This is a genomic window from Qaidamihabitans albus (assembly GCF_016464705.1).
GTDB lineage: Bacteria > Actinomycetota > Actinomycetes > Mycobacteriales > Pseudonocardiaceae > Qaidamihabitans > Qaidamihabitans albus.
In genome coordinates this window covers 181,665-207,451 of sequence record NZ_JAEHOB010000008.1, presented here as the reverse complement: position 1 = coordinate 207,451, position 25,787 = coordinate 181,665, and the positions used below count along the sequence as shown (strand labels likewise).

General features: G+C 72.5%; 31 protein-coding genes. 16 read left to right on the top strand and 15 right to left on the bottom strand.

Translation table 11 applies throughout. The features are described from left to right. Positions 1–104 precede the first annotated feature (104 nt). From JAP66_RS32940 to JAP66_RS31860, 6 genes are all read left to right on the top strand, one after another. Positions 105–1,247 (top strand): sensor histidine kinase, encoded by a 1,143-nt coding sequence (locus JAP66_RS32940; RefSeq protein WP_199432886.1) that lies wholly within the window; start codon positions 105–107, stop codon positions 1,245–1,247. After that, the gene (locus tag JAP66_RS17860) at positions 1,244–1,897 is read left to right on the top strand and encodes a response regulator (protein ID WP_199432885.1); all 654 of its coding nucleotides are present in this window, start codon (positions 1,244–1,246) and stop codon (positions 1,895–1,897) included. Before JAP66_RS32940 ends, JAP66_RS17860 begins: the two co-directional genes overlap by 4 nt. 104 nt (positions 1,898–2,001) lie before the next feature. Next, the gene (locus JAP66_RS17855; protein WP_199432884.1) at positions 2,002–2,928 is read left to right on the top strand and encodes an ABC transporter ATP-binding protein; all 927 of its coding nucleotides are present in this window, start codon (positions 2,002–2,004) and stop codon (positions 2,926–2,928) included. Further along, positions 2,925–3,668 (top strand): ABC transporter permease, encoded by a 744-nt coding sequence (locus JAP66_RS17850; protein WP_199432883.1) that lies wholly within the window; start codon positions 2,925–2,927, stop codon positions 3,666–3,668. Before JAP66_RS17855 ends, JAP66_RS17850 begins: the two co-directional genes overlap by 4 nt. 128 nt (positions 3,669–3,796) lie before the next feature. Further along, on the top strand, positions 3,797–4,252 hold the full coding sequence (locus JAP66_RS17845) for an Hsp20/alpha crystallin family protein (RefSeq protein ID WP_199432882.1): 456 nt from the start codon (positions 3,797–3,799) through the stop codon (positions 4,250–4,252). 172 nt (positions 4,253–4,424) lie between these two features. After that, positions 4,425–4,676 (top strand): ANTAR domain-containing protein, encoded by a 252-nt coding sequence (locus JAP66_RS31860; RefSeq protein WP_235999092.1) that lies wholly within the window; start codon positions 4,425–4,427, stop codon positions 4,674–4,676. On the opposite strand, the gene JAP66_RS17835 is transcribed toward JAP66_RS31860, so the two are convergent. Together JAP66_RS17835 and JAP66_RS17830 are read right to left on the bottom strand one after the other, a co-directional pair. After that, positions 4,646–4,975: a DUF3040 domain-containing protein gene (locus JAP66_RS17835; protein ID WP_199432880.1), complete on the bottom strand. Its 330-nt coding sequence runs from the start codon at positions 4,973–4,975 to the stop codon at positions 4,646–4,648. The two genes, JAP66_RS31860 and JAP66_RS17835, sit on opposite strands and share 31 nt — an antisense overlap. A 39-nt stretch (positions 4,976–5,014) precedes the next feature. Continuing rightward, positions 5,015–5,506, bottom strand: coding sequence for a PPC domain-containing DNA-binding protein (locus tag JAP66_RS17830; RefSeq protein WP_199432879.1), 492 nt, complete (start codon positions 5,504–5,506; stop codon positions 5,015–5,017). A 135-nt stretch (positions 5,507–5,641) separates the two neighbouring features. Here JAP66_RS17830 and JAP66_RS17825 point away from each other — a divergent pair, with 135 nt between their 5' ends. The 4 genes from JAP66_RS17825 to bla all read left to right on the top strand — a co-directional run bounded on the left by JAP66_RS17825 (position 5,642) and on the right by bla (position 9,019). After that, positions 5,642–6,115 (top strand): hypothetical protein, encoded by a 474-nt coding sequence (locus JAP66_RS17825; protein ID WP_199432878.1) that lies wholly within the window; start codon positions 5,642–5,644, stop codon positions 6,113–6,115. A gap of 268 nt (positions 6,116–6,383) precedes the next feature. After that, positions 6,384–7,418, top strand: coding sequence for an NAD(P)/FAD-dependent oxidoreductase (locus JAP66_RS17820; RefSeq protein WP_199432877.1), 1,035 nt, complete (start codon positions 6,384–6,386; stop codon positions 7,416–7,418). 16 nt (positions 7,419–7,434) lie between these two features. Next, positions 7,435–8,031: a class I SAM-dependent methyltransferase gene (locus JAP66_RS17815; protein WP_199432958.1), complete on the top strand. Its 597-nt coding sequence runs from the start codon at positions 7,435–7,437 to the stop codon at positions 8,029–8,031. A 70-nt stretch (positions 8,032–8,101) separates the two neighbouring features. Beyond that, positions 8,102–9,019: a class A beta-lactamase gene (gene bla, locus JAP66_RS17810; protein WP_199432876.1), complete on the top strand. Its 918-nt coding sequence runs from the start codon at positions 8,102–8,104 to the stop codon at positions 9,017–9,019. A gap of 70 nt (positions 9,020–9,089) precedes the next feature. On the opposite strand, the gene JAP66_RS17805 is transcribed toward bla, so the two are convergent. From JAP66_RS17805 to JAP66_RS17795, 3 genes are all read right to left on the bottom strand, one after another. Beyond that, positions 9,090–11,177 carry a heavy metal translocating P-type ATPase gene (locus tag JAP66_RS17805; RefSeq protein ID WP_199432875.1) on the bottom strand — a complete coding sequence of 696 codons (2,088 nt, stop codon included), beginning with the start codon at positions 11,175–11,177 and terminating at the stop codon, positions 9,090–9,092. A gap of 82 nt (positions 11,178–11,259) precedes the next feature. Next, entirely contained in the window at positions 11,260–11,928 is a 669-nt protein-coding gene (locus tag JAP66_RS17800) for a hypothetical protein (protein WP_199432874.1), read from the bottom strand. A gap of 60 nt (positions 11,929–11,988) precedes the next feature. Beyond that, positions 11,989–12,387 carry a hypothetical protein gene (locus JAP66_RS17795; RefSeq protein WP_199432873.1) on the bottom strand — a complete coding sequence of 133 codons (399 nt, stop codon included), beginning with the start codon at positions 12,385–12,387 and terminating at the stop codon, positions 11,989–11,991. A gap of 158 nt (positions 12,388–12,545) precedes the next feature. Here JAP66_RS17795 and JAP66_RS17790 point away from each other — a divergent pair, with 158 nt between their 5' ends. The 3 genes from JAP66_RS17790 to JAP66_RS17780 are packed head-to-tail and all read left to right on the top strand — an operon-like array spanning position 12,546 to position 14,713. After that, entirely contained in the window at positions 12,546–13,445 is a 900-nt protein-coding gene (locus JAP66_RS17790) for a patatin-like phospholipase family protein (protein ID WP_199432872.1), read from the top strand. A gap of 45 nt (positions 13,446–13,490) precedes the next feature. Further along, a complete protein-coding gene (locus JAP66_RS17785; protein ID WP_307849606.1) occupies positions 13,491–13,859 on the top strand; it encodes a BlaI/MecI/CopY family transcriptional regulator in 369 nt (122 codons plus the stop codon). After that, entirely contained in the window at positions 13,856–14,713 is an 858-nt protein-coding gene (locus JAP66_RS17780) for a M56 family metallopeptidase (RefSeq protein ID WP_199432871.1), read from the top strand. Before JAP66_RS17785 ends, JAP66_RS17780 begins: the two co-directional genes overlap by 4 nt. Positions 14,714–14,786: 73 nt before the next feature. Here the strand turns inward: JAP66_RS17780 and JAP66_RS17775 are convergent, their stop codons facing one another. Beyond that, a complete protein-coding gene (locus tag JAP66_RS17775) occupies positions 14,787–15,413 on the bottom strand; it encodes a MerR family transcriptional regulator (protein ID WP_199432870.1) in 627 nt (208 codons plus the stop codon). A gap of 88 nt (positions 15,414–15,501) precedes the next feature. Here JAP66_RS17775 and JAP66_RS17770 point away from each other — a divergent pair, with 88 nt between their 5' ends. Continuing rightward, a complete protein-coding gene (locus JAP66_RS17770) occupies positions 15,502–15,930 on the top strand; it encodes a hypothetical protein (RefSeq protein ID WP_199432869.1) in 429 nt (142 codons plus the stop codon). A gap of 9 nt (positions 15,931–15,939) precedes the next feature. Here the strand turns inward: JAP66_RS17770 and JAP66_RS17765 are convergent, their stop codons facing one another. Beyond that, positions 15,940–16,266 (bottom strand): DUF1707 SHOCT-like domain-containing protein, encoded by a 327-nt coding sequence (locus tag JAP66_RS17765; protein WP_199432868.1) that lies wholly within the window; start codon positions 16,264–16,266, stop codon positions 15,940–15,942. A 20-nt stretch (positions 16,267–16,286) separates the two neighbouring features. Continuing rightward, entirely contained in the window at positions 16,287–16,913 is a 627-nt protein-coding gene (locus JAP66_RS17760) for a class I SAM-dependent methyltransferase (RefSeq protein ID WP_307849605.1), read from the bottom strand. A gap of 122 nt (positions 16,914–17,035) precedes the next feature. Here JAP66_RS17760 and JAP66_RS17755 point away from each other — a divergent pair, with 122 nt between their 5' ends. Further along, positions 17,036–17,935: a F510_1955 family glycosylhydrolase gene (locus JAP66_RS17755; RefSeq protein WP_199432866.1), complete on the top strand. Its 900-nt coding sequence runs from the start codon at positions 17,036–17,038 to the stop codon at positions 17,933–17,935. A 15-nt stretch (positions 17,936–17,950) separates the two neighbouring features. Here the strand turns inward: JAP66_RS17755 and JAP66_RS17750 are convergent, their stop codons facing one another. Then, complete coding sequence (locus JAP66_RS17750) at positions 17,951–19,180, bottom strand: bifunctional alpha/beta hydrolase/OsmC family protein (RefSeq protein WP_199432865.1); 1,230 nt, start codon at positions 19,178–19,180, stop codon at positions 17,951–17,953. Between the two features lie 114 nt (positions 19,181–19,294). Here JAP66_RS17750 and JAP66_RS17745 point away from each other — a divergent pair, with 114 nt between their 5' ends. Continuing rightward, positions 19,295–19,882, top strand: coding sequence for a TIGR03086 family metal-binding protein (locus JAP66_RS17745; protein ID WP_199432864.1), 588 nt, complete (start codon positions 19,295–19,297; stop codon positions 19,880–19,882). On the opposite strand, the gene JAP66_RS17740 is transcribed toward JAP66_RS17745, so the two are convergent. The 6 genes from JAP66_RS17740 to JAP66_RS17715 form a co-directional block, all read right to left on the bottom strand. Beyond that, positions 19,879–21,348, bottom strand: a complete 1,470-nt coding sequence (locus JAP66_RS17740; RefSeq protein ID WP_307849604.1) for a sensor histidine kinase — start codon at positions 21,346–21,348, stop codon at positions 19,879–19,881. The two genes, JAP66_RS17745 and JAP66_RS17740, sit on opposite strands and share 4 nt — an antisense overlap. Next, entirely contained in the window at positions 21,345–22,076 is a 732-nt protein-coding gene (locus tag JAP66_RS17735; protein ID WP_199432863.1) for a response regulator transcription factor, read from the bottom strand. Before JAP66_RS17735 ends, JAP66_RS17740 begins: the two co-directional genes overlap by 4 nt. Beyond that, complete coding sequence (locus JAP66_RS17730) at positions 22,052–23,272, bottom strand: streptophobe family protein (protein WP_307849603.1); 1,221 nt, start codon at positions 23,270–23,272, stop codon at positions 22,052–22,054. The genes JAP66_RS17735 and JAP66_RS17730 overlap by 25 nt, the downstream gene beginning before the upstream one ends. Positions 23,273–23,277: 5 nt before the next feature. After that, positions 23,278–24,096, bottom strand: a complete 819-nt coding sequence (locus JAP66_RS17725; protein WP_235999091.1) for an ABC transporter permease — start codon at positions 24,094–24,096, stop codon at positions 23,278–23,280. Next, complete coding sequence (locus JAP66_RS17720; protein WP_199432861.1) at positions 24,093–25,007, bottom strand: ABC transporter ATP-binding protein; 915 nt, start codon at positions 25,005–25,007, stop codon at positions 24,093–24,095. The genes JAP66_RS17725 and JAP66_RS17720 overlap by 4 nt, the downstream gene beginning before the upstream one ends. A 189-nt stretch (positions 25,008–25,196) precedes the next feature. Continuing rightward, the gene (locus tag JAP66_RS17715; RefSeq protein WP_199432860.1) at positions 25,197–25,787 is read right to left on the bottom strand and encodes a TetR/AcrR family transcriptional regulator; all 591 of its coding nucleotides are present in this window, start codon (positions 25,785–25,787) and stop codon (positions 25,197–25,199) included.

Genomic DNA, 25,787 nt, shown 5'->3' with positions numbered 1-25,787 from the left:
ACCGGGCCGGCCCACGAGACTGCCACCACATACGGTTGCTGATGTAGACCCGCTACGCGCAGATGACGACGTCCGCGGGCACGCACGCGAGCTACCATCACCGCGTGGTGACCGCGATCCGCCCGCGCACCCGGACACTCCTGGTCGACGTGGCTCTGGCCGTTCCGCTGGGGGCGGTCATGGTCGGCCCCCACTACGGATCCCCGGACAGGGCGGGCGGCCCGGCCGGTGCGATCGCGTTCACACTGATCGGGCTCGCGATCGCCGCCCTGCCCATCCGGCGCCTGCTCCCGCTCGTCGCGCTGGGAACGGCGACGACGGCCTCGGCCGCCCACCTCGCGCTCGGCTACCCGGACGGTCCGATCTTCCTGGCCGTTCCGGTGGCCATCTACGCGGTCGCGGCCGGGCACGGCATCCGGCGGTCGCTGCCCGTATGCGCGGCGAGTGCCGTCGTGCTGACGGCCGCCGACCTCGCCGACTCGCCGCGGTGGTGGGCGGAGTCGGGGCCGGTGGCGGAGTGGATGGTGGTCTTCGGACTGGCTCCCTGGGCGATGGGCACCATCATCCGGATGGAGCGGGAGTCGGCGCGGGCGGCGCAGGCCGAAGCGCGCCGGGAACGCGACTACCAGGAGCGCCTGCGCACCGCGCACGACGTGCATGACATCGTGGGCCACGGGCTCGCGGCGATCAGCATGCAGGCCGGGGTGGCGATGCACGTGCTGGATCGGTCGCCCGAGCGGGCCAGGGAGATCCTGATGACGATCAAGGCGAGCAGCGGGGACGCGCTCGACGAGCTCCGATCCACGCTCGCGGTGTTCCGCTCCCCCGACGACGAGCGGGCGCCCGCACCCGGCCTGGACCAGCTAGGAGTCCTGGTGAACCGGACCGCCGAGGCCGGGCTGCCGGTCCAGCTCGAACGCGTCGGCGAGCCCGGCCGGCTGCCGGTCGGCGTCGAGCTGACGGCGTACCGGATCGTGCAGGAGGCGCTCACCAACGCGCTGCGCCACGCCGGGCCGGCCACCGCGACCGTCCGGATCGGGCACGCCCCGGACGCGTTGACCGTCGAGGTCGTCGACACCGGCCAGGGCCGCGACAACGGCAGCAGCAGCAACGGCACCGGTGACGGCCAGGGCATCGCCGGGATGCGGGGGCGGGCGGCGGCCGTCGGCGGCACGCTGGAGGCCGGGCCCGGCCCCACCGGCGGGTTCGCCGTTCGCGCCCGGCTGCCGGTGGCGGGGCGACCGTGATCAGGTTGCTGGTCGCGGACGACCAGGCGCTCGTCCGCATGGGAGTGCGCGTACTGGTCGAGGGCGAGGACGACATCCTGCTGGTCGGCGAGGCCACCGACGGGGAACAGGCGCTGGAGCTCACCCGCGCGCACCACCCTGACGTGGTGCTGATGGACATCCGGATGCCCGTCCGCGACGGCATCGACGCGCTGCGCGAGATCGTCGCCGACCCCCGGCTGACCGGTACGCGGGTGGTGATGCTCACGACGTTCGAGCTCGACGAGTACGTCTTCGACTCGCTCGCCGCCGGCGCCTCCGGCTTCCTCGTCAAGGACGGTGAGACGGCCGAGCTGCTGCACGCCGTGCGCGTGGTCGCGGAGGGCGAGTCCCTGCTGTCCCCTTCGGTCACCCGCCGGGTGATCGCCGAGTTCGCCACGGCACCGCGGCACCGGGCCGACCCGCACCCGGGGATCCGCACCCTCACCGAGCGCGAGGCAGAGGTCGCCGGGCTGGTCGCCGAGGGAATGTCCAACACCGAGATCGCCGACCGGTTGTTCCTCAGCCCGGCCACCGTGCGAACCCACGTCGGCCGGGCCATGCTGAAGCTGGAGGCACGGGACCGGGCACAGCTGGTCGTCTTCGCGGTCCGGTCCGGGCTGACGAGATAGCACTACGCCGAGCCGCGTAGCGCGCATGCGCACTCCCGCCGATGCCAGGCGTACCCCGGCACGGCCAGCATCTGCACCGTGAACGATCAACCGGGAGCCGGCCGATGACAACGGCGATCAGCTGTGCGAACGTCAGCAAGCGCTACGGCGACGTACGCGCCGTCGACGGGGTCTCCTTCGAGGTCCACGAGGGCGAGATCTTCGGCATGATCGGCCCCAACGGCGCAGGCAAAACCACCCTCATCGAGTGCGTCGAGGGCCTCCGGGAGCGCGACGGCGGCACGGTCGAGGTGTTCGGGATGGACCCCGAGCGGCACACCCGCGCGATCCGCGAACGCACCGGCATCCAGCTCCAGTCCGCCGCCCTGCCCCAGCGCATCAGGGTCGGCGAAGCCCTGGACCTGTTCGCCGCGTTCTACCGGCGGTCCACCGACTGGCGCTCGCTGCTGGCCCGCCTCGGCCTGGAGGGTAAGGCCCGGTCCTACGTCGAGAGACTCTCCGGTGGTGAGCGTCAGCGCGTCTTCATCGCGCTCGCACTCGTCAACGCCCCGGAGCTGGTGTTCCTCGACGAACTCACCACCGGCCTCGACCCACAGGCGCGGCTGGCCATCTGGGACGTGATCCGCGACATCCGTGACGGTGGCACGACCGTCTTCCTCACCACGCATTTCATGGAGGAGGCGGAACGGCTCTGCGACCGCGTCGCGCTCGTGGACCACGGCAGGATCGTCGCGCTCGACACCGTGCCGGGACTCATCGCGTCGCTCGGCGCGGAGAACAGCATGAGCTTCACCCTCGACGGGGCCGTTCCCGCCGAGCGGCTGAAGGCAGTGGACGGGGTCACCAAGGTGGAGCAGGTCGACGGAAGGGTCGTCATTCACGGCAACGGCGCCCGCTTCCCGCACGGGGCCCTGAGCGTGCTCGCCGAGGACGGCCTGTGGGCACAGGACCTCCGCACCCGGCAGCCCACTCTCGAGGACGTGTTCCTCGCGCTCACCGGCCGCGAGCTGCGGGAAGGGGAAGCCGGATGACGGCCGTCGGCAAGCTCGTCGCTGTCCAGGCCAGAAGGACCCTGCGCGAACCCGCCGCCGCCTTCTTCATGGTCGCTTTCGCCCCCCTGTTCGCGCTGCTCATGGGCCTCGTCTTCGGCAACGAGCCGCAGGCGGAGTTCGGCGACCGCGGCTACATCGACGCCAACCTGGCGAGCTTCCCCGCCATCGTGCTCGCGATCGTGAGCTTCGTCCTCGTGCCGATCGACATCGTCAGCCAGCGGGAGAGCGGGGCGCTGCGCCGCTTCCGCGCCACACCGCTGCGGCCGGTCGGCTACATCGCGGCCGACGTGCTGGTGCGCTTCGCGATCTCCCTGCTCAGCATCGCGGCGATGTTCGCGCTCGGGATGCTCGTCTTCGGTGCGCGGCCGGCAGGAGACCTGGCGAGCGTGCTGCTCGCGGCCGTCCTCGGGGTGCTCGCCTTCCTCGCGGTCGGCTACGCCCTCGCCGCTGTCATGCCGTCCCAGGGCACGGCACAGGCGTTCGGCAACGTGCTCGTGTACCCGCTGATCATTCTCTCGGGGGCCGCCGTCCCCACGGCGGTGCTGCCGGAGGGCGTGCGGCAGGTCGCGCAGTTCTCGCCGCTGACCCAGCTCGTGGAACTGCTCCGGGGCCTGTGGGCGGGCCAGCCGTGGGCCGAGAACTGGGTACCGCTCGTCGTGCTGCTCGGCGTGCTCGGTGCCGCGACCGCGGTGGCCGCCCGGTTCTTCCGCTGGGAGTGAACCTGAGTCACTCAGGCTCAAGTTTGGGAACATGTTCGTGCTCAACCACGTTGTGACGGATGAGGACCCGCGAAGAGGCGGGTCGTCGGAAACCGTGACATCGCACCGATACCGCGGAGGTGATCGTTATGGCGCTGCCCGCTGTCCGGTCCTCCGGTTCCGTGGGTCGCTGGGACCCGTTGCGTGAGTTCGAGGACCTCTACAGCCGACTGGGCCAGTGGATGGACTCGATGACCGGCACCGTCGAGGAAGGCCGGCGAGCCTGGTCGCCGCTGGCCGACATCGCCGAGACGGACGGCGCGTACCTGGTCGACGTCGAGCTGCCCGGCGTCAAGCGCGAGGACGTCACGGTCGACCTGACCGGCCGGGAGCTGACGATCAACGGTGAGCGCAAGGAGAAGGAGCGCCAGGGCTGGTTCCGGCACCGCACCCGCCGCACCGGGCAGTTCCACTACAGCGTGACGCTGCCGCACGACGTCGACGCCGACAGGATCGACGCGACGCTCGCGGACGGGATCCTGACCGTGCGCGCGCCCAAGAGCGACGCGGCCAAACCACGCCGCATCACCGTCACCGGAGCCTGACGCCTCGCCGCGGCGAGCGCGTTCGCCGTGGCCGCGGAACCGGCCTCCGAACGCGCTCGTCGCGGCACCGGAACACGGACCAGCGAAACGAGTGACCGCCCGCGGAGCCGACCATGAGCACATTTCCCCTTGGAAAGGACCTGGCCAGACTGCCGGAGCCGTGCACGCGGGCGTGGCGTTCGACAACGCCAGGGCCGTTCACGACAGCCGTCGCCTGGTGGCGCAGTTGGGTACCGCCCCGCACACGCGGCAGACGATCGGCCAGGCGGAAGGGTTGCTCATGCGCCACCTCGGCTGCGACCGCCGCGAGGGCTTCGCGTTGGTCGACGCCCATGAGCAGGGCGATCGCCCGGCCGCACTGACCCGGTTCGACGTTCCCGATGAGCGGCCCGTCTACTCAGGACGGTGGTCCGGACCGCGCTGAGCATCCGCTGCCGAGGGATCGCGGCGGGCGTCCCCGCGGGAGGCTCCGGACCGGACATGCAACCAGGCGGCCACGGCGAGCGTCATCGCGCCGAGGAACACCAGGCCGAAATCGAGGGTGACCAGCCCGAGCAGGACGGCGGCACCGGCCAGGACGTCCAGTCCCGCCCGTGCGAGCCAGGACAACGGCCCCTTCCGCGACAGCACACCGTGCCCGAGCTCCTGTGCCAGTAGCGGATCGTCCGCCTCGAACCGCTGCTCGATCCTGTCCAGCTCACGACGCTCGTACTGACTCAGCATCACTGCTCCTGCGTTCGCTCGTCCGAGCCCGGAGTCGGGCTAGGGCGCCAGCCCGTGCCGCACCGGATCCGGGTCCGTCACCGGCGAACTGTCCCGCAGCTCGATCAACGCCAGCCCGCTGTGCTCGTCGAAGCGCCGCGCGACCTGTGCAGGCGACTCGGTCACCATCACCTCCAGCGTCGGACGCACCGCGGCCTCCCGCAGATGACCGCCCCGGGTGCTGCCGTCCCGCAACCCGAGTACCGCGTGCGCATGCACCTGCCAGTCACCGTCGGGAGCACGCACGATGTCGCCGACCAGCGACAGCACCTCCGCCTGCTCGTCCACCGGAATGTCCAGGTAACGCTTGCTCTCCACGTCGAAGTAGGCGAGGGTGCTCCGGCTGAACCCGCCGATCGCGGTGAACGAGGCGGCCTCCAGCCGCTGCTGCCGCGCGAACACCCGCAAGGTCTCGACGACCGGGTCATCGACGGCGGCCACCACCACGTACGTGCGGGGAGGTCCATCGCCCAACGTCTGAAAGTCAGCCACGACACTCACCAACCCGACATCCGGGAATACCTTTTCGTGGACTGCCCCACGAGCACCCCGGGCAAACCCGGCGGCAGGTATCGGATGCGCGGATCCGCCGTTTGAACACGGCGGCCGCGAGGAACTACCTGGAACATGGGTATAAGGCGCAAGCAGGCCCCGGCCGATCGCTGGACGGCGCCGATCGGCGCGGGTGTCGTCGCCGGTCTCCTCGGCACCGCCGCGATGACCGTGTCCAGCACGGTGGAGGCGAAGCTCAGCGGGCGAGGGTCGAGTACGACGCCCTCCGACGCCGCGGGCCGGGTCGCCGGTGTCGAACCTCGGGACGAGTCGGGTGAGCAGCGGTTCAACAGCCTCGTCCACTGGGCGTACGGCACCGGCTGGGGCGTGTTCCGCGGCCTGCTCGACATGGCACGCGTCCGCGGCCCGGCCGCCTCGCTCGCCCACTTCGCCGCCGTCTGGGCTGCCGAGCAGGCCGTTCTGCCCGCGCTCCGCGTCGGCTCACCGACACCGGCGTACGGGGCGAAGGCCACCGCGACGGACGTGCTGCACCATGCCGTCTACGCCACGGCCACCGGGCTGGTCTACGACCGGCTGCGCCGCGGCTAAGCTGTGTCCGAGAAGCGCGCGATCGACGAACCCGTCTACGGACCATGACGTGTCAGTGATCGGCGCCCTGGACGGTCGGGCGGCCCGCAGCCGCGTTCGCGAGGCCTCCGGTCCCGGGCGCGCCACGCATCACCGCACACAGACACCTTCTTGAACACGCCCTGAGCGACGCCGCTCCGAGCGATCCATCACGAGATTTTGCGGTTTCCGCAAAGAACTTTGTCAGGCTGCCGCCGCGCGGGCATGGTCGAGCTCGGAGGTGGTCACGGTGACCCGACAGGAGACGATCGTTCCCGGTGGGCGGTACGACGTGGTGGTCCTCGGCGGCGGTGCCGCCGGGCTGAGCGCGGCACTCGTACTCGGCCGCGCCCGGCGCTCGGTGGCGGTGGTGGACAGCGGCAATCCGCGCAACGCACCCGCCGCCCACATGCACGGCTTCCTTTCCCGCGACGGCACGCCGCCAGGGCGGCTGCTGGAGATCGCCCGCCAGGAGGCGGCCGGCTACGGCTGCGTGATCGGCACCGGTCAGGCGCTCGCGGCGGTGCGGGTTCCCGACGGCGGGTTCGCCGTCGACCTCGGCGACGGCGACACCGTGTACGCGCGCAGGCTGCTGGCGGCCACCGGGATCGTCGACGAACTGCCGGATGTCCCCGGGCTCGCCGCCCGCTGGGGGCGTGACGTACTGCATTGCCCCTACTGCCACGGCTGGGAGGTCCGGGACCAGCGGATCGGTGTCCTGGCCACCGGGCCGATGAGCCTGCACCAGACCATGCTGTTCCGGCAGTGGACCGACAACCTCACCCTGCTGCTGCACACGGGCCCGCGCCCCACCGAGGAGGAACTCGAACAGCTGGCCGCACGTGGTGTCACCGTCGTGCCCGGCGAGGTGGACTCGCTGGAGACCGCCGGCGACCGGCTCATCGGGGTCCGCCTGCGCACGCGCGAGGTGATCGCACTGGACGCGCTCGTGGTCGCGCCACGCTTCGTCCCACGCGCGGCCGTGCTGGGCACGCTGGGGCTCGAACCTGCGCCGCACCCGGCCGGCGTCGGCGAGTACATCGCCGCGGACGCGACCGGTCTCACGACGGTGCCCGGGGTATGGGTGGCGGGCAACCTCGCCGATCCCGCCGCGACCGTTCTGCAGGCGGCGGCGTCCGGCGCCAAGGCCGCAGCCGCGATCAACGCCGACCTCGTCGCCGAGGACACCCGGCTCGCCGTGCGGGCCCACCGAGCCCCCTTCTCACCCGCCGCCGAGGCCCGCAACTGCGAGGAGGTCGCGGGCGGGCGCAGGCATGGCATCTGAGCGAGAGGACGCCACGATGGACGAGCAGTTCTGGAACGAGCGGTACAGCAGCCGTGACCAGCTCTTCAGCGGCGCACCGAACGGGGTGCTCGTTACCGAGGTGGCCGGCCTGCCACCGGGTCAGGCGCTCGATGTGGGCTGCGGTGAGGGCGGCGACGCCCGCTGGCTGGCCCGGCGGGGCTGGCACGTCACCGCGGTCGACATCTCCCGGGTCGCCCTCGAACGTGCCGCCGGAGCCGGGAACGGCAACCCGGCGATCGCGTGGACCCACGCCGACCTGACCGTCACACCGCCCCCGGCCGGCACGTTCGACCTGGTGTCGGCACAGTACTTCCCGATTCCGCACCAGGAGCACCACACGGCCGTCCGTGGCCTGCTCGCCGCGGTGGCGCCGGGCGGCACGCTCCTGGTCGTCGGCCACGACCCGGCCGACCTGTCACCCCCACACGAGCACGGCTCCGATCCCGGCGACTACTACCATCCCCGGGAGATCGCCGCGCTCCTCGGCGACGACTGGACGATCGTTGTCGACGAGACCCGCCCGCGGACGGCACCCGCTCCGGAGGGCACCCGGCACACGCGCGACACGGTTCTCCGAGCACGTCGCCGGTGACGTGCTCGGAGAACAGCGTCGTCCACCCGGGGACGCGGCACGCGGGTGACATGGGGGAACGGGGACATCGATGACGCAGCAGTTCGACCGCAGGGCCGCGCTCGGCCTACTGCTCGCCACGCCGCTGCTCGGCGCCTGCGGCGCGGCACCGGCGGCATCGCCGGACCCGGTGGCCTCCCCGGCACCGCCGGAACGCGCCACAGCGGCCGCCGCCCGGCTCGCTGAGCTGGAGCGAACGCACGACGTGCGGCTGGGCGTGTTCGCAAGGAGCCTGGCGAGCGGGGCGACCGTGGTGCACAGGGAGAACGAGCGGTTCGCGATGTGCTCGACGTTCAAACCGCTCGCCGCCGGGGCACTGCTGCGAGCGCACCCGCTCCGCACGGGGTTCTTCGATCGGCTGATCCGCTTCACGAGCGACGACCTCGTGGAGTACTCGCCGGTCACCGAGACGCGGGTGGGCACCGGCATGACGGTGGCGGAACTGTGCGAGGCGGCGATCACGCGCAGCGACAACACCGCGGGCAACCAGTTGCTCGAGCTGCTCGGCGGGCCGCGGGCGGTGACCGGGTTCGCCCGTTCCATCGGCGACTCGGTGACCAGGCTCGACCGCTGGGAGACCGAGCTGAACAGCGCACTGCGCGGCGACCCGCGGGACACCACCACGCCCGCCGCGATCGGGACGAGCTATCGCGCACTGGTGACCGGCGACGCGCTCGGCGCCGCCGAACGTCGCAGGTTCACCGACTGGCTGCTCGCGAACACCACCGGCGACGACCGGATCCGCGCCGGCCTGCCGCAAGGGTGGACCGTCGGCGACAAGACCGGCTCCGGCTCGTTCGGGACCGCGAACGACGTGGCGGTGGCCTGGACGGACACCGGCACGCCCATCGTGATCGCGGTGCTGTCCGACGCTTCCACGGAGGACGCCGAGGCACAGGACGCACCGATCGCCGCCGCGGCCCGCGTAGTGGCGGCCGAGCTGGGCTGACGGCGTGTCCGCGCCCTGTGCACGCGCGACGTGATCGTACGGCGCGGACACGTGTGCGTGGGGTAGCCACTCACGAGGGGGTGGCGACGGCGCGCGGGTTCAGGTTCACCCGCCGCAGCAGTTGCGCGTTGAGGGCGACCACCACGGTGGAAAGGCTCATCAGCACCGCGCCGACGGCCATCGGCAGCACGAACCCGGCCCAGGCGAGCACACCCGCGGCCAGCGGGATCGCGGCGAGGTTGTAACCGGCCGCCCACCACAGGTTCTGCACCATCTTCCGGTAGCTCGCCGCCGAAAGGGTCCGGGCCGCGACGACGGCGCGCGGATCGTCGGAGGCGAGCACGATGCCCGCGGACTCGATCGCCACGTCGGTGCCCGCGCCGATCGCGATGCCCACGTCGGCGCGGGCGAGCGCGGGTGCGTCGTTGACCCCGTCCCCGACCATCGCGACGGTTTGCCCCCGCCGCTGCAACTCGGTGACGGCCGAGTCCTTGTCCTCCGGTAGTACCTCCGCGAACACCTCGTCGATGCCGAGGTCGGCGGCGACCGCCTCGGCCACCTGCCTGGCATCGCCGGTGATCATCGCGACCCGCACGCCGAGCCGGTGCAGCGCGTCCACGGCGACGCGCGACTCCGGCCGCACCTGGTCCTCCAGCGCCAGCGAGCCGAGGACCTCCGCGCCACTGAGCACGTGCAGCACCGCCGAACCGCGCGCCGTCCAGGCGTCGACGCGTGTCCGCAGCTCGGCGGGGATCTCGGCGCCTCGCTGGCGGAGCAGCGCGGGACCACCCACCGCGATCGCCCTTCCGTCCACAGTGGCCTCGACACCGCGGCCGGCCATGGAGCGGAAGGCGGTGGCCGTGCGCGGCGGCACGGCCCGTTCGGCCGCGGCGCTGACGATCGCGCGGGCCAGCGGATGCTCACTGTCCGACTCCACCGCGGCAGCCGTCGCCAGCAGCGCTTCCTCGTCCCCGTCCGCGGCCGCGACGCCGGTCACCACGTGCTCGCCCCTGGTCAGCGTGCCGGTCTTGTCGAACAGCACCGCGTCGACGACGCGCATCCGCTCCAGAGCCAGCCGGTCCTTGACGAGAATGCCGTTGCGCGCGGACTTCGCCGTGGAGATCGAGGTCACCAGCGGGATCGCCAGCCCGAGCGCGTGCGGGCAGGCGATGATCAGCACGGTCACCGATCGCACGACGGCCGCGTCGGCGTCGCCGAGCAGGGACCACGTCAGCACCGTCACCGCGGCGACCGCGACGGCGACGTAGAACAGCAGTGCCGCCGCCCGGTCCGCCAGCAGCTGGGTCCGGGAGCGGGACTGCTGCGCCTCGGCGACCAGCCGCTGGATCCCAGCCAGCGCGGTGTCGCCGCCCACGGCGTCCACCCTGACGCGTAGGGAGCTGTCGGTGGAGACGCTGGCCGCGATCACCCGGTCCCCCGGCCCTCGCGGCACCGGGGTGGACTCGCCGGTGAGCATCGACTCGTCGAGGTCGGCGGCGCCCTCGACGATCGTGCCGTCGGCCGGAACGCGGGCGCCCGGCCGGACGAGCACGACATCGCCGACGCCGAGCTCGCCGATCCGCACCGTCCGCACGGAACCGTCCGGCAGCACGCGCTCCGCCTCGTCCGGGAGCAGTTCAGCCAGCGCCGCCAGCGCGCCCTGCGCCTGCCCGATGGCACGCATCTCCATCCAGTGCCCGAGAAGCATGATCACGATCAGCAGGGAAAGCTCCCACCACACCTCCACGGCGAACAGGCCGAGGCTCGCGGTGAGGCTGGCGACGTAGGCCACGGAGATCGCCATCCCGATCAGCAGCATCATGCCCGGTGCCCGCTCCCGCACCTCCGCCACGGCGCCCACCAGGAACGGCCAGCCGCCGTAGGCGAAGATCACCGTTCCGAGGACAGGGGCGATGAGCTCCGAGCCCGGGAACGCCGGTGCGGTGTAGCCGAGCCACATCTGGATCATGTGCGCGTAGAGGACCACCGGAACGGTCAGCACCAGGGAGAGCCAGAACCGGTCCCGGAACATCGCGGGCGAATGCCCCGCGTGCTTGTCGTGGCCGCCATGCCCCGCATGCGCTTCACCTCCGGCGTGCCCGGCGTGGTGCGGTGCCTCGTGGTCGTGCGTGGCCACTGGACTGTCCTGCCCGTCCATGACGCGCCTCCTCGACTTCTCACATACCCCTGGCGGGTATATCGACGTGAGTATGTTACCCCCTAGGGGTACTAGCGGCAAGTCAGTGCGAATGCCCGTCCGGGTGCTCTTGCGGGGTCGTCGGCTCCGTGGATGACGGTGCGGTCCCGGAGCCGGGTGGCCGACTGGTTCCGGGGCCGGTCGTTCCGTGGTGTTCCGAGCCGCCCTCGTGGTGGCCGGTGCTTCCCTCGTGCTCACCGGTGCCGCCGTGTCCCGTGCCACCGTGCGAATGGTCGAGCGCTGCCACCACCCCGGGCGCCATCACCGCAGCGATCAGCATCGCCGCGCCGGCGAGGGCGAACCGGTAGCGCCACGGGCCGAACGAGGAGGCTCGCGCGCGCGGCTGCATCCCCCACGCGCCGGTCAGCACGACGGCGAACTCCAGCAGTGTCGCGAGGATGCCCGCGGGACCGACGGCCTCCGGCTCACCCGCGTGCGGACCGAACGGCATGCCCACGGCGCGCGTCACGGCCCACAGTGCGATCGCGCCGAGGTGCACCGCGACACCCGCGCCGATGACACCGCGGCGCGACGAGCGCAGCAGCACCGCGGCCCAGCCGAACTGGAAGAGCGCCAGGGCGGCGAAGAACACGCCGGACCACACCCATTCCCGCCAGTGATCGGGGATCACCGCGAGATGGATCAGCGCCGCGCCCGCCGAGGCGAACGCCGCGACGACCGTGGCCAGCCGGATATCGGTCTTGTGTTGCATGTCGAGACTCCTTGGTCGGTAGCGGATCCTGGTGACTGCCGGCTGCGCCGGAAGTCACGTCTAGACCCGCATCACCCGGAGTTCCCGCACGAGATCGGGCGGGGCACGCGCTCCGGCGGCACGCGCGCCGGCACCGGACGGGAACGGCGGCGCGGGGACCGCGACCGGGTGCGGCCAGCCCGCCACGGCTCCGGCGGTGCCCTGGCCGCCGTCCCGTGAGCAGAGATAGCCGCAGGAACCGTCGCCCGCGGAGTCGTGGTGCTGCGGCGGTTCGTGCGGCTGGTGCGGCTCGGACGAGGCATGGCCGGCCGGGGACGGATCGGCATGACGGAGGTAGGCCGCGCCGCCGTCCGCGTGCGGGCCGAGCAGATGAGCGACCAGCATCAGCGCGGCCACGCACGGTAACCAGGCCCGGCGCCGCGGCGTGGCGCCGACTGCCTGGCGTGCCGTTCGTCGCATGAACCACCGTCTGGCTCTCGATGTCGCCCGGAGATGCTACCCGCGCCCGGCCGGTGGTCACCGCCGCCGCCGCCGAGCGGGCCCTCGACCTCGTCTCCGGCCGCCGGTGACCGAGCACCAGCGCGGCGTGGCGGCCGTGTTTGCCTGATCATTCGGGGATGACCGGAATCACCGCCGAGCCAGGAGACCGGGTCGCGTTCGTCCTCTCCGGGGGAGCGAGCCTGGGCGCGATCCAGGTCGGCATGCTGCACGCCCTATACGAGCGCGGTATCGCTCCCGACCTCCTCATCGCCACCTCGGTGGGCGCGCTCAACGCCGCGTTCATCGCCTCACGGCCACCGACGGTCCGCACGGCGACGACCCTGACCGACGTGTGGTCGGGGCTGCATCACCGCGACGTCTTCCCGCTCAGCCCCTGGACCGCCCTGCTCGGCCTGCTCGGCAAGAGCGACCATTTCGTGTCCGCACGCAGGCTGCGGCGAATGGTGAAACGGCGGCTGGAGTTCGACTCCCTCGACCGCGCCCCGACCCCGCTGCACGTGATCGCGACGGACCTGCTCACCGGCGCGGAACGCAGGCTCTCCGCCGGGCCCGCCGTCGACGCCGTGCTGGCCAGCGCGGCGCTGCCGGGCGTCTTCCCGCCCGTCCGGTTCGGCGACCGGCGGCTCATCGACGGCGGCGTCACGAACAACACGCCGATCTCGCAGGCCCTCGCCCTCGGCGCCACCCGCGTCTACGTGCTGCCGACCGGCTATGCCTGCGCACTGCGCCGTCCGCCGGGCAGCGCGCTCGGCGTCGCCGCACACGCGCTGTCCCTGCTGATCCAGCAGCGCCTTGTCAACGACATCCAGCGGATTCCCGACGGTTTCCCGATGATCGTCCTGCCGCCACCGTGCCCGCTGGCGGTCACGCCGGCCGACTTCTCCTACTCGGCGGAGCTGATCCGCCGCAGCCTGGCGGGCAGCCGGGCCGTTCTCGACCTCGCCGGTGCCGCCGACGCTCCGCGCACCGTCGTTCCGGACAACATGCGCAGCCCGTATCACGAGCATCCCGGGTGAGCCGGGACGGTACTCGATACGACATAGCGGTAGTAGGCTCGAGCCGTGGGTCGCTCGGAGCGTGGTGCCGTCCTCGGACCGCTGGAGTCCGAGGTGATGAACGTGCTGTGGGGAGCGGGCGAGGCGCTGCCCGTGCGCGCCGTGCTGGACGAGCTGAACCGGGAACGAACCGCGCCGTTGGCCTACACCACGGTGATGACGGTGCTCTCCCGGCTGGCCGACCGGGGGGTCGCACGCAGGCGGCGCGCCGGACGCGGCTACGTCTACCAGGCGGAGCTGGGCAGCCCGGCGGATATCGCGGTGCGGCAGCTGCTGGACGACTACGGGGACGCGGCGCTGGCGTCGTTCGTCGACCACGTCGACGGCGACGAGCGGCTGCGGTCCCGGCTGCGCCGGCTGGTGGACGAGCCATGACCAGGGATCGGCCGCTGCTCGTCCTGCTGGCCGCCGCGGCGGCCAGCTACCCGGCACTGGTCCTTGGCTGGTGCGTGGCCGCACTGCTGGGCACGGTGCCTGCGGCACGTGAGCTCTGGCTGGCCGGGCACCCGGGCGCACTGGCAGCGGCGCTGCTCGTCCTGATGGCGGCGGTCGCCGTCGGCAACGCCGCTCGCGTGCTGGTCCGGGGCCTGTGGCAGACCTGGCGGTTCCACCGCTGGGTCGCGCGCCGGCGAGTGCCGCCCTCCGGCCGGGCGCACGCGGCACTCGCCGGGTGGGACGCGGTGGCGCCGGTCCGGCTGGTCGGCACGCGGCAGCCGCTCGCCGCCACCGCCGGGCTCTGGCGGCCGTACGTGGTGATCAGCAGCGGTCTCGTCGCCGAGCTGGGCGGCGCCGAGCTGCGTGCCGTGCTGGCGCACGAGGAGGCACACGCGCGTCGCCGCGACCCGTTGCGGTTGCTGCTGGGCCGCGCGCTCGCGGCTCATTTGTGGTTCCTGCCGCTGGCCGCCGAGATGTGCGGTCGCGCGCGCCGCGGGTACGAGCTGGCCGCCGACCGCCACGCCGCGGACCGGTGCGGGCGGGCCGCCGTGGCCGGCGCCCTGCTGCGGCTGGTCTCGGCGCCCATGTCCACGGCGAGTACCGCCGCGTTCGCCGACCCGGGGTTCCTGCGGGCCCGGGTGAGCCAGCTGGAGTCCGGGCAGCCACCCCGGGCGGGCGCCCTGCCCAGAGGACGGACCGCACTCACGATGAGCGGCGCGCTGGCCTTCGTGCTCACGGTGAGCGGTGCGTGGATGGTCATGCTGCTGACCTGTCCCGGCATGGCCGGGCTCTGACACCGGCGTTTGTGCTGGTCACCGCTCGTGAGTGGCTACGCGAGTTCTAACTCGCGTGCGCACTCACGAGGCATCAGGCGTTGAACCGCTTTCGCGAAGCCTGCGCATGGGCGAGGCGGCGCAGCGTGGCCAGCAGGGCGTCGCCGAACACCGTGCCGACGACGGCGCCCTCGACGATGGCCTCGGTGGAACCGCGGCGCGCGAGGGCGCCGACATCGGCCTCCGCGACCTCCTCGGCGGCTGCGAAGTAACGGTCGAGCGCGTCGAGCACCCAGTCGTGACCGACCTCGCGGAGCGTGCAGAGCACGCTGACGAGCGCCTCGATCAGCGGTGACTCCGGGAACAGCTCCCAGTCGCGCGCGACCGCCGCCGCCTCGATGCGCTCCATGGCCCACGCCCGGTCCTCGTCGCTCACCTCGCTCTTCAGCACCGGCAGGCCGTGCTGGGCGAGGCCGAGGACGTCGTGGGTCGATGTCGCCGGATCGTCGATCGCGGTGAGCACCTCGCGCACGGCCGCGACGGAGAGCCCGCCGATCTCCAGCAGGGCGCGGACGAGCTTCAGGCGGCGGACGTGTGTCGCGTCGTATCGCGCCTGGTTGGGGCTGGTGAGCTCACCGGGCGGAAGCAGGCCCTCGCGCTGGTAGTACTTGATCGTCGCCGCCGCGACACCCGACTCCCTGCTCAGCTCCGCCATCCGCATACGTTCGCGTTCCTTTCCGTGGACAGGCCGGTATGGATAGTGTAGCTTCTCATTTTGGATAGTGGAGCTATCCATTCAGGAGGCCGACATGACACCCACGAACGTTCCCGGCGGCGCCGTGCTGCCGCCCCGCTCCGCCACCCGCCGAGCGGTACGCCACTACGTCGAGATGTCCATCGCCATGGGCCTGGGCATGGCGATCCTCGGACCGCTGGTCCGGTGGGGATTCGCCGCTGCAGGCTGGTCGGCCGCGTTCGGTCACCCGGACCTGCGCGCGATGATCATGGCGACCGAGATGGCCGTCGCCATGGCGGGCTGGATGTGGTTCCGTGGCCACGGCCGGGCATTCGTCACCGAGATGACCGCGGCGATGTACCTGCCGTTCGTGGTGCTGCTCGTGCCCTACTGGGCAGGCATCCTCTCCGGCGGCGGGCTGATGGCCGCCGGGCACGCCCTGATGCTGGCGGCCATGGCCGCCTCGGTGTACCGGCACAGGCACGAGCACGCCGGAGCCTGACACCGGCACTCAGGGGCACATACCGCCCATCATCGAGCCACCCGCCGCCGCCATCGCGACGAACCCGGTGCTCAGCAGCAGTCCGGTGAGGAGCACCGCGAGCACACCGAGCCGCGGCCACCCGCGTGCGACGGGCTCCGGCCCGCGCGGCGGGGCCGGATCGGCCGGCAGGTCCGCGACGAGCGCGGCGAGGTCACCGGCCGTGCGAGCCGCGTAGGCGTCGGCACTGCGCTCGGAGAACTCGGCGAGCGACAGCCGCCCCTCGGCGGTGTGCTGCCGCAGGATGCCCACCACCTGTTCCCGGTCGACATCCGATACGCGCAGATGTGGTTCCATCAGTAACCTCCTCGGCGGGGTCACGGCTTGCGGGCCGCGAGCCGCTCGATGATGCCGAGCTTGAAGCGCTCGTGCCGTTCCACGCTGAATCCCTTGGCCCGCACATGGTTGATCGGCCGCCTGCGGAAGTTCTCCCCGCCGATCGGAATCATGACCAGTTCGAGCACCCGCTGGGCCGCCCGGACAGGTGCAGAGGTGCTGACCACGTGGTCGGCCAGCAGTAGGAGGCCGCCCGGCCGCAGCACCCGCCACATCTCGTCCACGGCGATCCGGTCGTCGGGGATCGCACACAGCGAGAAGGTGCTCACCACGGTGTCGAACGAGTCGTCCGGGAAGTCCAGCCGCTGGGCATCGCCCTCGTGCAGGTCGGCCGCGCGGCCGGTCTCCCCGGCCCGGCGACGGGCGTGCTCCAGCATCGCCGGGCTCAGGTCGACGCCGGTCACCCGCACGTCGTCGGGATAGAGAGGCAGGTTCAGGCCGGTGCCGACCGCCACCTCGAGCACGCTGCCGTTCGCCTGGCCGCAGATCCACTGCCGGGTGTCGCCGAAGAACTTCCGGTCGGCGAAGGTCATCTGCTTGTCGTAGGAGCGTGCGTGCTTGTCCCAGTAGCGCCGCAGGCGCGCCAGGTCCTTCGCCGCCGAAGACACCGGCCTCATCTCCTCTCACAGACTGACATCTGCCACACTACTACTTTCAGGTAGTAGATTCGACCCGGCGGGTGGCGGCGACCGCTCCCGCCCCGGGTCGGCCGGATCCGGAGGAGAAGGCGATGGCGGCATCGTCCGCGAGAACGAGAGTCGGACTGCGCCGCGGGCCGGCGCTGGCGGCCGCGGTGCTGCTCCTCGGCGCGTGCGGCGGCGAGCAGCAACAGGACGGCCACGGCGGCGAGCACGGCGAAGGGCACGGCGAGGGTCCCGGTGCGGTATCGCTGGCCCACGTTCACGGGCTCGGCATCAACCCCGCCGACGACACGCTGTACGTGGCGAGCCACCACGGCCTGTTCCGGGTCACCGGCGACACCCCGCCCGAGCAGATCGCCGGGCGCACCCAGGACTTCATGGGGTTCACGATCACGGGCCCCGATCACTTCCTCGGCAGCGGCCACCCCGGTCCCGGCGACACGGAACAGCCCGCCCACCTCGGGCTGATCGAGAGCACCGACGCCGGCCGGACCTGGCAGCCGGTCTCCCTCTCCGGCGAGGCCGACTTCCACGCCATGGAGGCCGACCACGGCCAGGTCTACGGCTTCGACAGCGTCTCCGGCCAGATCATGGTCAGCACCGACAAGGAGACCTGGGACCGGCGCGCCCAGGTGCAGGTGGCCGACCTCGCGGTGTCTCCCGACGAACCGGGGCACCTGCTCGCCACCACCGAGCAGGGTCCCGCACGCAGCACCGACGGCGGCCGCACCTTCACCCCGGTCGACGGCGCCCCGGTACTCGTCCTCCTCGACTGGCCCAGCACCGGCCGTCTCGTCGGCGCCGGCCAGGACGGACGGGTACACACCAGCGACGACGGCGGCCGGACCTGGACCGCGCGCGGCCAGGCGCCGGGCAGTCCGCAGGCCATCACCACGCAAGGCGAAGCCGGCATCTACCTCGCCACCGACAACGGCATCCACCACTCCGCCGACGGCGGCCGGAACTTCACCCTCTTCCAGCCGCTCTGACCGGCGGGGAACCGGCTACCCCGTGGTCGACTCGGTGGTGTCGATGACGGTCTCCGACCGGAGTGTGCGATGCACCGGGCACTTGTCGGCGATCTCGAGCAGCCGCCGCCGCTGCGTCTCGTCGAGATCGCCGTCGAGCCGGATCACCCGGTCGATGTGGTCCACCTTCCCGGCGCGGGTCTCGCAGTCGGCGCAGTCGGCGGCGTGCCTGTGGGAGTGCCGCAGCGACACGGTCACGCTCTCCAGCGGCCACTGCTTGCGCCGGGCGTACATGCGCACGGTCATCGACGTGCACGTCCCCAGCGCGGCCAGCAGCAGGTCGTAGGGCGAGGGACCGGTGTCGGCGCCGACGGGTGCGGGCTCGTCGGCTGCCAGCACGTGCCTGCCCGCCGTGACGTGCTGACCGAACGGCCCTGCGCCGCTCTCGGCGACCCGCACGAGCCCTTCCGGCGGTTGCTCGGCGGCGGGTTCGGCCCCGGACTCGAAGACGTAGCGGCCGGCCCAGGCGGCGAGCACGGTGGCGACATAGGCGGCGTCGGCGCTCCGGGTGAGCAGGTGGTCGGCACCGTCGATCGCGACGAACGACTTCGGATGCCGGGCGGCGTCGAAGACCTGCCGCGCGTTGTCCACCCCGACCAGTTCGTCCACGGGCGAGTGCAGCACGAGCAGCGCCGCGCCGAGCCGGCCGATGCGTTCGGCCTGCGGCTGCGCGGCGGCGTCGTCGAGGAAATCCCGGCGAATGCGGAACGTCCGGCCAGCCAGGCACACCTCGGCCGCACCACTCCGCTCGATCTCCTCGGCGCTCTCGCCGAGCAGCCGCTCGACGTGCGCCGGGTCGGCCGGTGCGCCGATCGTGGCCACCGCGCGGACCTCGGGCACCTGCTCGGCGGCGGCCAGCACCGCCGCGCCGCCGAGGGAATGGCCGATGAGCAGGGCCGGCGCGGCGAACCGCGACCGGAGATGGTCCGCGGCACGTACCAGGTCCGTGATGTTGGAGCTGAAGTCGGTGTTGCCGAAGTCGCCACCGGACTCCCCCAGCCCGGTGAAGTCGAAGCGCAGCACCGCGATGCCGGACTCGGTCAGCGCGCGCGAGACCCTGGACGCCGCCACGGAGTCCTTGCCGCAGGTGAAGCAGTGCGCGAACAGCGCGTATGCCCGCGGTGCCGTCTCCGGCAGGTCCAGGCGCGCTGCCAACGGCATGCCGTGCGCCCCGGTGAACTCGATCTTCTCGCTACGCCCCGTCATCGGCACCCCTGTCGGTAAAACTGGCCGGCCCCATCGTCGCACCGGGAGCCGTGTCGAGTTCGGCGGCGGCCGTTCGTCCTTGCGGCAGGACGGTCAACCGAAGGGAGAACGATCATGGAGACGATGGAGTCCTACCGGCACGCACAGGACGGTTTCGATGCCGTGCTGGCGGCGGTTCCCGCGGACGGGTGGGACAAGCCCTCCGCATGTGCGCAGTGGACGGTGCGCGACGTGGCAGGCCACGTCATCTGGGGCCAGGAGCAGCTGCGGCACTGGGCGACCGGTCAGGAGTACACCGGCACCACCGGGGCTCCGGGAACACCACATCCGGGTGAGCTGACGGGCGACGATCCCGTGGCGACCTGGCGGGCCGCTCGCGCACGTTGCGCCGAGACGCTCACCGATGAGGCGCTGGGCCGGACCGTGTCGATCACCGGGCTCGGGGACATCCCGCTGGCCGGGGTGGTGACGCTGCTGGTGACCGACCACCTCGCGCACACCTGGGACATCGGGCACGCGCTCGGTCTCGACGTACGGCTGGCCCCCGAACTGGTCACCGGCTCGTTCGCGTGGGCACGCGCGAACATGGTCCGGGCACCGGGCTACTTCGGACCCGAGCTGACGCCACCGCCGGACGCCGACGAGCAGACCCGCTGGCTGGCGTTCCTCGGCCGCGCGTGCTGGGAGCCGGTGACCGCCTAGGGCCGGTCGGGCTGCGACAGCGGCAGCGTCAGCCGGAAGCAGGCGCCTTCGCCGAGGGCGGTCTCCAGCTCGACGTCGCCGTCGTGTGCCCTGGCGAGGGAGCGGGCGATCGCGAGCCCGAGCCCCGTGTGGGCGCCGCCCGAGCGGTTCCGGGAGCGATCGGTCCGGTAGAACCGGTCGAAGACGCGGTCCGCCTGCTCGGCCGTCATCCCCGGGCCCTCGTCCGCGACCTCCAGCACGGCGCGGCCGCCGGCCGTGCCAATGCCGATGCGGACGGGGGTGCCCGGTGGGGTGTGGGCGGCGGCGTTGCCGACGAGGTTGGTGACGACCTGTCGCAGCCTGGCCTCGTCGGCGTGGACCGGGGCGGGGCCGGGCGCGCCGCTGCCGCCCGGCCCGGTGAGCTCGACCGGCCGGGACGGGTCGAGCGCGCGCAGATCGTGCCGGGCGTCGCCCGCGAGGGTGCGTAAGTCCATCGGGGCCCGGTCGAGCTGCCCTTCGGGCGCCTCGTCCAGCTGGGCGAGCAGCAGCAGGTCCTCGGTGAGCGCGCTGAGCCGGGTGGCCTCGCGGTCGATGCGGTGCATCGCCTCGTCGACGTCGGCCCGCTCGGGCAGCGCGCCCATCCGGTACAGCTCGGTCGAGCCCTTGATGCCGAAGAGCGGGGTGCGCAGCTCGTGACTGACGTCCGAGAGGAAGTTGCGCATCCTGGCCTCGGACGCGGCCCGGTCGGCGAAGGCCTGTTCGAGCTGGCCGAGCATGGTGTTGAGCGACGTCGCGAGGTGCCCGATCTCGGTGCTGGGCGGGGCGAGCCCGGGTACGCGCCGGGTGAGGTCCCCTTCGGCGATGGCGGCCGCCGTGTGCTCGATCCGGCGCAGCGGCCGCAGGCCCCGGCCGAGGGCGAACCAGCCGACCGCCGTCAGCAGGACGAGCAACACGGCGCCGCTGACCAGGCTGCTTGTCCGGAGCCGCGCGATGGTGGCGTCGGCTTCGGTGAGCGGCGCGGCCGCGATCACCGTCCCGCCCCCTCCGGTGGTCGGCCTGGCGACGGCCCGCCAGCGTCCCGAGCCGTCCGCGGCGCGCAGGTCGACGGCTGCTCCGTCGGCGGGGACCGCGCGCAGCTCGTCGCGCGGCGGCAAGGTCGCGCTGTCCAGCCGGGAGGAATGGACATCTCTCACCACCGCGCCCTCCGCGTCCAGGTACACCACGTACGGGGTGCCGATCAGGTCGAGCGCGGGATCGACGACTTCGGGGTGGGCGGCGGCGTCGGTGATCTCGGGCGGCCCGGTGACCGGCACGCGGGAGACGAGCGCGGTGAACGAGCGCAGCTGGCTGTCGATGCGGTCGAGTTGGTAGCGCTCCAGGTGGTCGGAGACGAGCGCGCTGACGAGGCTCAGTCCGGCCAGCAGCAGGCCGGTGGTGAGCAGCAGCAGCCTGGCCCGCAGCGAGAACCGGCTCAGCAGGCGCCTCACCGCCGGGACTCGCGCAGCACGTAGCCCACGCCGTGCACGGTGTGGATCAGCTTGGGCTCCTCGGCGTCGACCTTGCGCCGCAGATAGGAGATGTAGGTGTCGACGATGCTGGCGTCACCGCCGAAGTCGTACTGCCACACCCGGTCGAGGATCTGCGCCTTGGACACCACGCGCCCGGCGTTCTCCATCAGGTAGCGCAGCAGCCGGAACTCGGTGGGGGTGACGCGGACGGGCTGCCCCGCCCGCGTCACCTGGTGCCCCTCGGCGTCGAGGGCGAGCGGGCCCACCGTCAGCACGTCCGACTGGTGGCCCGTGGTGCGGCGGAGGATCGCGCGGATCCGGGCGATCAGCTCCTCCAGGTCGAAAGGCTTCGTCACATAGTCGTCAGCACCGAGGGAGAGCCCGGTGATCTTGTCGGCCTGACCGTCCCGGGCGGTGAGGAAGAGGACGGGCACCGGCCCGCTACGGCCCTCCGGCCGCTGCTCACGCAGCCGCCGGACCACCTCGAAGCCGTCCATGTCCGGCAACATGACGTCGAGCAGCACCAGATCGGGAGGCTCCGCGGCAGCCGCGGCGACGGCCTCGGTTGCGGTCGCTGCCGAGGTCACCCGGAATCCGGCGAAACGCAGCGTCGCGGAGAGCAGCTCACGGACGGTGGCCTCGTCGTCCACCACCAGCAGCCGCTCGGCACCTCCCCGGGGTGTCATCGCCTGTCCTGATCGTTCCATGTCGGCCAGGCTACGGAAGCCCGGCTCCGGAACCCGTCGACGAGCAGGCTTCCGGCGAGGCCCGCCACGGCGCCGCCCGCGAGTCCTGCGCCCAGAGCGAGCAGCGGGTTCGCCGCCACCTGCGCGTCGAGGACGGGGAGCGAGAAGCCGAACGCGTTGATGCCGAGCCCGGCGGAGACCCGGGACAGCAGCGCCATGGCGGCCAGTACGGCACCCACCACCGGGGCGAGCCGCACGGCGAGGTCCGCGGCACGGCGCAGCGGGCCGCCGGGCCGACCACCGGCGCTGGCGGCGGCGCTGGCGGCGACGATGGCGCAGCCCAGCAGCGCGGCACCGGACACCCAGATCAGGGGCCCGCCCGGGGACAGCGGCCCGGCACCGTCCAGCACGCAGGAGAGCATGCCCTCCGAGCTCACCGTCCACGGCACGCCGAGTCCGAGCAGCAGGGCGCCGAACACCGCCAGCGGCAGGACGAGCAGGACGCCACCGGCCGCAGCGGCGCCGCCGGATGCCCACGCGACGAGCAGGCCGACGACGGTGATCCCGCCCATCAGCCACAGCACCGCGCGCAGCCCTGCCGCGGCGACCCGGAACCGCACTGCCAGCCAGCACACTCCCACGACGGCGAGCGCCCAGCCCACCGCCGCCGCCGACGCCGGGCCGACGGCCACGGAGAATCCGGCATCGAGCGCGCCGAGAGGCCCGCCTCCGCCGAACGGCAGGCCCCCTGCCGCGGGAACCCCGCCCTTCGAACAGCCGGGCACCCCGAGCCCACCACCCGCCGCCGATGTCCCATCCGGCAGCCGGAACGTCACGGTTCCCCGCGCCGCCCATGCCACCATCGCAAGCCCCGCCGGAAAGGTGGCCGCTGCCGCCGCGCCGCGGACGAGCAAACCGTCCCTGCCGCGGCGCAGCAGTAGCGCCCCCAGCACCACCGCACCCACCAGGGAGACGCCCAGCGGCATCACGTGGACGCCACCCTGCACGGTGACGGGGAGCCCGCCGGCCGGCACCGCGCCGAACTTCGCCGAACCGCCGACCGCCAGCGCGACCACGGCCGCCGTGAGCGCGCCGAGCCCGCCGATCCGGTCGGCGTCGAGCAGGGACAGGCCGGCCGCGGCGATGCCTGCCATGGCGAGCAGGGCGGCAGCCGCCGCGGCCAGACCCTCGTACACGTCCCGTGGCGTCACCCGCACGTGCATCACACGTCGCGGCGGCGGAAGACGACGAACGCGGCGACCAGAACGGCGGCGACCCCGAGGCACATCCCACCCAGGTTCAGCCAGGGGTGCGGGTAGTCGGGGTCCGGGACCGTCGCGAGAACCGCGACCGCACCCTGGCTCGGCCAGAAGTCGAAGAGACCCTGGAGCCACGAGGGGAACAGGCCCGAGACGGCGGGTAGCAGGAAGACGATCCCCACCAGGGTGGCGAGCGCTCCCGCCGTGGCTCGCATGATCGTGCCGAGACCGATCGCGAGCAGCGCGATCGCCGAGAGGTAGAGCCCGCCACCCGCCACGGCGGAGAGCACACCGGGATCGCCGAGCCCCGCGTTCGGCACGTCCTGCACGGCGAGCAGCGCCTGTCCGGCGAGGAAGGCGGCGAACATCAGTGCCTGACCCGCCACCACGGCGACGGCGGTGGCCACGACGACCTTGGCCGCCAGCAGCCGGTGCCTGCGGGGCGTGGCGGTGAGCGACGTCTGCATCAGGCCGGTCGCGTACTCGGAGGTGACGACCAAGATGCCCAGCACACCGATGATCAACTGGGCGACGATGTAGGTCCTCAGGCTGAGGTTGGTCGGATCCCACGCCTGCCGCTCCGCGGCGGTGAGGCTCTCGTACTCCTGCGCCAGGGAGCTCATGGAGAGGAGCGTGATGCCGAGTCCGACCACGAAGAGGCAGGCGAGCGTGTACCAGGTGGAACGCAGGCTGCGGAGCTTGATCCACTCCGCGCGGAGCGTGTTGGCGAAGGTCACGTTGGACGCGGTGGACATGTCGGGCACGGTGGCGAGCGAGCTCATGCGGTTGTCCCCTGGTACTCGACGCTGTCCCTGGTCAGTTCCATGAAGGCGTCCTCAAGCGAGGCCCGCTGCGGGGTGAGCTCGCTGAGCGTGACGCCGTGGTAGGTGGCGAACTTGCCGATCTCCTCGCTCGTCATGCCGGAGACGACGAGCGAGGACTCGGGCCCTTCTCGCACGGTGGCCCCGCCAGCGGTCAGCCGGAGCGCGAAGGGGCCCGGGTCGGGCGTGCGGACGAGCACGGTGCCCTCGCTGCTGGCGCGCAGGAACTCGCTCATGCTGGTGTCGGCGATGAGCCGGCCCCGGCCGATGACGACCAGGTGGTCGGCGGTCTGCGCCATCTCGCTCATGAGGTGGCTGGAGACCAGCACCGCCCTGCCCTCGCGGGCGAGCGAGCGCATGAAGTCCCGGATCCAGCGGATGCCCTCGGGGTCGAGCCCGTTCACCGGCTCGTCGAAGATCAGCACCTGCGGGTCGCCGAGCAGCGTCGCCGCGAGGCCGAGCCGTTGCCGCATGCCGAGCGAGAACCCTCCGGCCCGCTTGCCGGCCACGCCCTCGAGTCCCGTCCGGGCGAGCACCTCGCCGACCCGGCGCCGGGGGAGGCCGTTGCTCACGGCGAGCGCGAGCAGGTGGTCGTACGCCTTCCGGCTGCCGTGTACGGCGCCCGCGTCGAGCAGCGCGCCCACCTCGGTCAGCGGTACGGGGAGGTCGCGGTAGCGGCGGCCGCCGATGGTGACGGAACCACGGGTGGGAGCGGCCAGCCCCAGGATCATCTTCATCGTCGTGGACTTGCCTGCGCCGTTCGGGCCGAGGAAACCGGTCACGTGCCCCGGTTCGACGGTGAACGACAGGTCGTCCACCACTGTGTCGGGCCCGTACCGCTTGGTCAGTCCCTGTACTTCGATCACTGTCATGGGTGCGATCGTGCCGAGCCGGACTGGCCGGTTTCTGGGAGCTTCTTGGCGAATTCTGAGAATCCGGCGCCCCGGCCGTGCACCAGCGCACGGCTGCCCGCCGCCACGGCAGCCCACGCACAGGAAACCCCAGGACCGACCCAGCCAGAGCTCGTGAGTGCGCAGACGAGTTCTAACTCGCGTAGGCACTCACGAGCCTGCCTGCGCGCCGCCGCCCGCCGCCTCGATAACGCCGTGGACGGCCCGGCCGATCCGGTCCGCGGCCTGGTCCGGATCAGGCTGGCCGGCATCGAGCCAGGCGATCACCGCTTCGAGGGTCATCGTGGGCAGCAGCCGGGCCGCCCACCGGGTCCACGGCCCGTCCGGCAGGACCATGCTGAGGTTGCGGTGGGTCACCTCGGCCGAGCCCTCGTTGAACGAGTCGATCAGATCCCGGAACTCGGGCTCCCTGGCGGCGTGGCGGAACAGCAGCCGGAACCCCTCCGGGTTCTCCGCGGCCGCGCGGACGAGCGCCGGGATGCTGGTCTCGTCGAAGTCGTCGGCCCCGACGGCGTCGAGGAGCCGGGTGCGGGCCCGATCGAGAACAGCCCGGTACAGGTCGGCCTTCGAGTCGAAGTGCCGGTAGAGGATCACCCTGGTGACGCCGGCCTCCACCGCCACGTCTTCGAGGTTGGTGGCGGCGTACCCGCCCCGGGCGAAGGCCCGGGTCGCCGCGTCCACGATCTGCGCGCGCCGCTCGGCGCGGGCCATGCGCCGGGCGGGCCGGTGCTCCGCCGTCAT

Coding starts and splice junctions, on each gene's coding strand:
- JAP66_RS17835 (WP_199432880.1), bottom strand. CDS start 4,975: ATGCTGAGTCAGTACGAGCGTCGTGAGCTGGACAGGATCGAGCAGCGG.
- JAP66_RS17815 (WP_199432958.1), top strand. CDS start 7,435: ATGGACGAGCAGTTCTGGAACGAGCGGTACAGCAGCCGTGACCAGCTC.
- JAP66_RS17715 (WP_199432860.1), bottom strand. CDS start 25,787: ATGACGGCGGAGCACCGGCCCGCCCGGCGCATGGCCCGCGCCGAGCGG.
- JAP66_RS17790 (WP_199432872.1), top strand. CDS start 12,546: ATGACCGGAATCACCGCCGAGCCAGGAGACCGGGTCGCGTTCGTCCTC.
- JAP66_RS17850 (WP_199432883.1), top strand. CDS start 2,925: ATGACGGCCGTCGGCAAGCTCGTCGCTGTCCAGGCCAGAAGGACCCTG.
- bla (WP_199432876.1), top strand. CDS start 8,102: ATGACGCAGCAGTTCGACCGCAGGGCCGCGCTCGGCCTACTGCTCGCC.
- JAP66_RS17775 (WP_199432870.1), bottom strand. CDS start 15,413: ATGCGGATGGCGGAGCTGAGCAGGGAGTCGGGTGTCGCGGCGGCGACG.
- JAP66_RS17755 (WP_199432866.1), top strand. CDS start 17,036: ATGGCGGCATCGTCCGCGAGAACGAGAGTCGGACTGCGCCGCGGGCCG.
- JAP66_RS17825 (WP_199432878.1), top strand. CDS start 5,642: ATGGGTATAAGGCGCAAGCAGGCCCCGGCCGATCGCTGGACGGCGCCG.
- JAP66_RS17745 (WP_199432864.1), top strand. CDS start 19,295: ATGGAGACGATGGAGTCCTACCGGCACGCACAGGACGGTTTCGATGCC.
- JAP66_RS17750 (WP_199432865.1), bottom strand. CDS start 19,180: ATGACGGGGCGTAGCGAGAAGATCGAGTTCACCGGGGCGCACGGCATG.
- JAP66_RS17795 (WP_199432873.1), bottom strand. CDS start 12,387: ATGCGACGAACGGCACGCCAGGCAGTCGGCGCCACGCCGCGGCGCCGG.
- JAP66_RS17735 (WP_199432863.1), bottom strand. CDS start 22,076: ATGGAACGATCAGGACAGGCGATGACACCCCGGGGAGGTGCCGAGCGG.
- JAP66_RS17805 (WP_199432875.1), bottom strand. CDS start 11,177: ATGGACGGGCAGGACAGTCCAGTGGCCACGCACGACCACGAGGCACCG.
- JAP66_RS17725 (WP_235999091.1), bottom strand. CDS start 24,096: ATGAGCTCGCTCGCCACCGTGCCCGACATGTCCACCGCGTCCAACGTG.
- JAP66_RS17720 (WP_199432861.1), bottom strand. CDS start 25,007: ATGACAGTGATCGAAGTACAGGGACTGACCAAGCGGTACGGGCCCGAC.
- JAP66_RS17855 (WP_199432884.1), top strand. CDS start 2,002: ATGACAACGGCGATCAGCTGTGCGAACGTCAGCAAGCGCTACGGCGAC.
- JAP66_RS17800 (WP_199432874.1), bottom strand. CDS start 11,928: ATGCAACACAAGACCGATATCCGGCTGGCCACGGTCGTCGCGGCGTTC.
- JAP66_RS17845 (WP_199432882.1), top strand. CDS start 3,797: ATGGCGCTGCCCGCTGTCCGGTCCTCCGGTTCCGTGGGTCGCTGGGAC.
- JAP66_RS17765 (WP_199432868.1), bottom strand. CDS start 16,266: ATGGAACCACATCTGCGCGTATCGGATGTCGACCGGGAACAGGTGGTG.
- JAP66_RS17770 (WP_199432869.1), top strand. CDS start 15,502: ATGACACCCACGAACGTTCCCGGCGGCGCCGTGCTGCCGCCCCGCTCC.
- JAP66_RS17780 (WP_199432871.1), top strand. CDS start 13,856: ATGACCAGGGATCGGCCGCTGCTCGTCCTGCTGGCCGCCGCGGCGGCC.